Source organism: Paenibacillus forsythiae T98, from assembly GCF_000520735.1.
Lineage (GTDB): Bacteria > Bacillota > Bacilli > Paenibacillales > Paenibacillaceae > Paenibacillus_AQ > Paenibacillus_AQ forsythiae.
In genome coordinates this window covers 1-5,267 of the sequence record NZ_ASSC01000737.1, presented here as the reverse complement: position 1 = coordinate 5,267, position 5,267 = coordinate 1, and the positions used below count along the sequence as shown (strand labels likewise).

Genomic DNA, 5,267 nt, shown 5'->3' with positions numbered 1-5,267 from the left:
GGGCCCAGCCCCTGCTCCGGTCCGTCAAAGCCGATGGCGATAAGCGCGAGCTGCGCCGGATAGACCTTTTCTGTGCCGGGGATCGGCTGATAAATTTTCCGGCCGGTCTCATCGACTATCCGGTGAATGTTCACCGTATGCAGCTCCTTGAGGTTGCCGTTCTCGTCGCCGACGAACTTTGTCGTCATAATCGAGAATTCGCGCGGGTCATTGCCGAATACCGCCTTCGCTTCCTCCTGCGCATAATCCAGCGTATACACATTCGGGAACTGCGGCCACGGGTTCGCGATCGGGTCGCGCTCCAGAGGCGCCTTGTCATGTGTGCCGAACTGGGTAATGCTCTTGCAGCCGTGACGGAGCGCCGTAGCCACGCAGTCGGAGCCGGTGTCGCCGCCGCCCAGCACGATCACGTCCTTGCCTTCCGCAGACACGAAGTTGCCGTCCGCAAGCTCCGAATTCAGGTAGCTCTTGATCGTGCCGTTCAGATAATCCATGGCGTACATGACACCGTTCAGATCGTTGCCTTCGGCAGTGAACTTGCGAGCCTTGGTCGCCCCGCCGCACAGGACGACGGCATCGTACTCATCCACCAGCTGCTGTGCCGGAATGTCCTTGCCGATCTCCGTGTTAACGACGAAGGCGACGCCTTCAGCCGCCAGCAGGTCGACCCGGCGCTGCACAACGCGCTTGTCGAGCTTCATCGTCGGGATGCCGTAGGTCAAGAGTCCACCGACCCGGTCGCTGCGCTCGTAGACGGTAACCAAATGGCCCGCTCTGTTAAGCTGCGCCGCTGCTGCGAGTCCGGCAGGTCCGGAGCCGACAATCGCGACTTTTTTGCCTGTGCGCTTCTCCGGAGGCTCCGGCACAACCCAGCCTTCCTCGAAGCCTTTGTCGATAATCGCCAGCTCGATCGTCTTGATTGTCACCGGCTGCCCAATCAGGCCGACCGTGCAGGAGCCCTCGCAGGGAGCCGGACAGATGCTGCCGGTAAACTCCGGGAAATTATTGGTCTTGTGCAGACGCTCCAGCGCTTCCTTCCACAATCCCTGATATACGAGATTGTTCCATTCGGGAATAAGATTATGCACCGGACAGCCCGAAGTGCCGCCGGCCATGTCGATGCCCGTATGACAATACGGCGTTCCGCAGTCCATACAGCGCGCGCCCTGCGTCCGCAGCTCATCTTCGGACAGATGCTCGTGGAACTCATGCCAGTCCTTAACCCGCTGCTCGGGATCGCGGTCGCCCGGAAGCTGTCTTTTATATTCCATAAATCCAGTTGGTGTAGACATATTATCGATTCCCCCATCCGTTCTCGTCATGTTGTTGCTGTACAATTTGAACCTGTTGCTGCATTCGGCGCAATAAAATTCATGTACATGATTAAAGGGCCTAACATTTCTAATTTTAATTATATTAGCATCCTTAACTTTCACACGTTAATGGACTAATCTGCCGATTGTTTGTACTTTTTTCACATGTTATGTTAGATAACCAGGTCTTCATGTCTCGGCTTGAACCGATCCGGGGCGCTGATTATTCCGAACGCTCATACACGACAAACCGGTAATCATACGGATTCTTCTCGTCGCGGATTCCCTGCGTGCTGGACACTTCATGCCACTTGCTCCAGTCCGTTTCGGGAAAAAATGTATCGCCTGCAAAAGACTCCTCAATCCGGGTAACAATCAGCTTGTCGGCAAAAGGCAGCGTCATCCGGTATATCTCCGCCCCGCCGATCACCATCAGTTCGTCCTGCCCCCGGCCAAGCTCAAGCGCCTCCTCCAGGCTATGAACGGTTTCCGCCCCTTCGGGAGCGAAGCCTTCGTCACGGGTCAGGATCACGCTTGTTCTTCCCGGAAGCGCTCTTCTCCCCAGGGAATCCCAGGTTTTGCGGCCCATCAGCATCGTCTTGCCCATCGTCTGCGCCTTGAAGAAGGCGAAATCCCGCGGCAGCCGCCAAGGCATGCCGCCATCCTTGCCGATGACCCCGCCCTCGCCCATGGCCCAAATCAAGCTAATGCTCATCGATATGCTTCCCTCCTCTTATGCCGTTATGAAATCCGCCTGCAAAATGTCTGCTACACGGCGACAGGCGCTTTGATTCCCGGATGATAACGGTAGCCTTCAAACTCGAAGTCTTCGAAGGTATAGTCGAAGATACTGTCCGGCTTTCGGCGGATGACAAGCTTCGGCAGCTCATACGGCTCTCTGGCCAGCTGCGTCGCCACCTGCTCCAGATGATTTGTATAAATATGCACATCCCCGCCGGACCATATGAATTCACCCGGCTCAAGCCCCGTCTGCTGGGCCACCATATGCGTCAGCAGGGCGTAGCTGGCAATATTGAACGGCAGGCCGAGAAACGTATCCACCGACCGCATGGTAAGCATGCAGGACAGCTTGCCGTCCGCCACATAGAACTGAAAGACGAAGTGACAGGGCGGCAGCTTCATTTCATCAATCTCGCCCACGTTCCATGCGCTTACCATATGCCTGCGTGAATCCGGGTTGTTCCTGATCGAATCAATCACATTCGAAATCTGGTCGATATGACGCCCGTCCGCGCTTTCCCAGGCGCGCCACTGCGAGCCGTATACCGGTCCCAGCTCTCCGTTCTCATCCGCCCATTCATCCCATATGGTAACGCCATTCTCTTTCAAATAGGCGATATTCGTTTCGCCCTTAAGGAACCAGAGAAGCTCATGCACCACCGATTTCAGATGAATCCGCTTCGTCGTCATCAGCGGGAACCCTTCCGACAGATCGAAGCGAAGCTGGCGGCCGAATACGGATAGAGTACCCGTTCCCGTACGGTCGCTCTTATGCGAGCCATGATCCAATATATCCTGCAAAAGCTCCAAATATTTACGCAAGCCTTCAACGCTCCTCCATTCATATGATCTTCTAATTCTATCATGACTTACGTCCCCATGTAACATACCAAACTATAGAAAAGGATAGCCAAGACGGCGCCTGAGGCAGCAGCTTCTTCATCCATCAGGAGCCTAAGAGCCGGTTCTCGCAGAAATCAAGACGGTGAATCAGGGATCGGCATATTCTTTCTTATCAAAATAGGGCGAAAACGCTTATGCGTCTTCGCCCTATTCTGTCTCGCCTGCTTGGCGCAGGCTTCATGCTCGCATAATTAGCGGGTCAGCACATGAATCGGATGTCCTTCGACCAGTTCTGCCGCTTCCATCACGACCTCGCCCAGTGTCGGATGGCCGTGAATGGTCAGCGAAATATCTTCAAGCGTAGCGCCCATTTCGATGGCAAGACCCAGCTCGGCAATCAGATTGGAAGCTTCGATGCCGACGATTTGCGCGCCGAGCACGATGTTGTTCTCTTCATTGGCGACAATCTTGATGAAGCCGTCCGGATTGTTCAGGGACAGGGCGCGGCCGTTGCCCGCAAACGGGAATTTGCCGGATTTGACTTTATAGCCTTTGTCCTTCGCTTCCTTCTCCGTCAGGCCGACGCTGGAGCATTCCGGATCGGTGAACACGACGGCCGGAATCACTTTGTAGTCGACAACGGATTTCTTTCCCGCAATCGCTTCGGCGGCAATTTTACCTTCATAGGAAGCTTTGTGGGCGAGCGCAAGGCCCGGAACCACGTCGCCGATCGCGAAGATGTTCGGAATGTTGGTGCGGCCCTGATGGTCGACCTTGATCAGTCCGCGCTCATCCAGCTCGACGCCGATCAGGTCGAGTCCCAGCTCGCCGTCCGTGTTCGGACGGCGGCCAACGGTGACAAGCAGGTATTCAGCCGTAACTTCCTTGGACTCGCCGCCCACGGAATACTTCACGGTGACATCCTTGTCGGTCTGCGCCGCGCTCTCCGCCTTGGCATTCGTCACGATCTCGATGCCAGTCTTCGCCATGCTCTTGGCTACAAGACGGGTCATATCCTTGTCGAAGCCCGGCAGAACAGTATCCATGCCTTCGATAATCGTTACTTTGGTGCCGAATTTGGAGTACATCTGCCCCAGCTCGGCGCCGATGTAGCCGCCGCCGATAACGATCAGGCTCTTCGGAATTTCCGGCAGCTCAAGCGCCTCGGTGGAGGACAGAATGCGCCCGCCGAACGGGAACGGCTTAAGCTCGATCGGACGGGAGCCGGTCGCGATGATGCAGTTCTTGAAGCGGTAGCGCGGCGATTCATGGTCGTTGAATACACGCGCTTCCGTTGTGCTGATGAACATGCATTCGCCGTTGAAGATTTCAACCTTGTTGCCCTTCAGCAGGCCGGCGACGCCGCCGGTCAGCTTCTTGACGACGCTGGACTTGAACTCCTGCGTCTTGGTGAAGTCCACCTTGACGTTCTCGGCGCTAACGCCGAAGGCTTCGCCGTGCTTGGCGGATTCATACTGGTGAGCCGCCGAGATCAGCGCTTTGGACGGGATGCATCCGCGGTTCAGACATACGCCGCCGACTTCGGACTTGTCCACGATAAGCACCTTTTGTCCGAGCTGGGCAGCCCGGATGGCCGCCACATAACCGCCTGGACCCGCACCAATTACCAATGTATCAATATCAAGTGAAGCGTCTCCCACTACCATATCTTACACCTCCATAACCAGCAGCTCCGGATTGGCGAGCAGCGATTTAATGTAGTTCATAAAGTTCTGCGCGGTTGCGCCGTCGATAATGCGATGGTCAAAGCTTAAGGACAGAGCCATGACCGGAGCGGCCACGATCTCGCCGTTCTTCACCACCGGCTTCTCGCTGATGCGGCCCGTTCCGAGAATGGCCACTTCAGGGAAGTTGATGATCGGCGTAAAGAACATGCCCCCGGCGGAGCCGATGTTCGTGATGGAAATGGTGCTGCCCTTCATTTCGTTCGGGTTCAGCTTGCCTTCGCGGCCGCGGGCGGCCAGGTCGCTGATCGCCGATGCGATCATCCAGATGCTCTTGCGGTCGGCATCCTTGATCACCGGAACGATCAGGCCATTCTCCGTATCAGTGGCGATGCCGATGTTGTAATATTTCTTGTACACAATTTCATTCGCTTCTTCGTCGATGGTCGCATTAAGCGCCGGGAACTGACGCGAAGCCGCGACGAGCGCCTTGACGATGAACGGAAGATAGGTAACCTTCACACCCTTCTTCTCGGCGACAGGCTTCATGCGTGTGCGGAAAGCGACCAGCTCGGTTACATCCACTTCGTCCATAATCGTTACGTGCGGAGCGGTATAAGCCGATTTGACCATGGCGTTCGCAATCGCCTTGCGGATGCCCTTGAACGGTACGCGCTCTTCCTCA

Annotated in this window: 5 protein-coding genes; all 5 read right to left on the bottom strand. The window is 56.0% G+C overall.

Annotated elements, in window-relative coordinates; translation table 11 throughout:
* A partial coding sequence (locus tag L692_RS0122410) for a glutamate synthase subunit beta (protein ID WP_025702217.1) occupies positions 1-1,292 on the bottom strand: 1,292 nt, incomplete at its 3' end.
* A 244-nt stretch (positions 1,293-1,536) separates the two neighbouring features.
* On the bottom strand, positions 1,537-2,028 hold the full coding sequence (locus L692_RS0122405) for a dihydrofolate reductase (protein ID WP_025702216.1): 492 nt from the start codon (positions 2,026-2,028) through the stop codon (positions 1,537-1,539).
* A 53-nt stretch (positions 2,029-2,081) separates the two neighbouring features.
* A complete protein-coding gene (thyA, locus tag L692_RS0122400) occupies positions 2,082-2,876 on the bottom strand; it encodes a thymidylate synthase (RefSeq protein ID WP_025702215.1) in 795 nt (264 codons plus the stop codon).
* 272 nt (positions 2,877-3,148) lie between these two features.
* Entirely contained in the window at positions 3,149-4,564 is a 1,416-nt protein-coding gene (gene lpdA / locus L692_RS0122395) for a dihydrolipoyl dehydrogenase (protein WP_025702214.1), read from the bottom strand.
* Positions 4,565-4,567: 3 nt separating this feature from the next.
* Positions 4,568-5,267: dihydrolipoamide acetyltransferase family protein (locus L692_RS0122390; RefSeq protein ID WP_025702213.1), on the bottom strand; the 700-nt coding region annotated here is incomplete at its 5' end.

What these genes read in the sequence shown, in the direction of transcription:
- lpdA (WP_025702214.1), bottom strand. Translation starts at nt 4,564, where the DNA reads ATGGTAGTGGGAGACGCTTCACTTGATATTGATACATTGGTAATTGGT.
- L692_RS0122405 (WP_025702216.1), bottom strand. Translation starts at nt 2,028, where the DNA reads ATGAGCATTAGCTTGATTTGGGCCATGGGCGAGGGCGGGGTCATCGGC.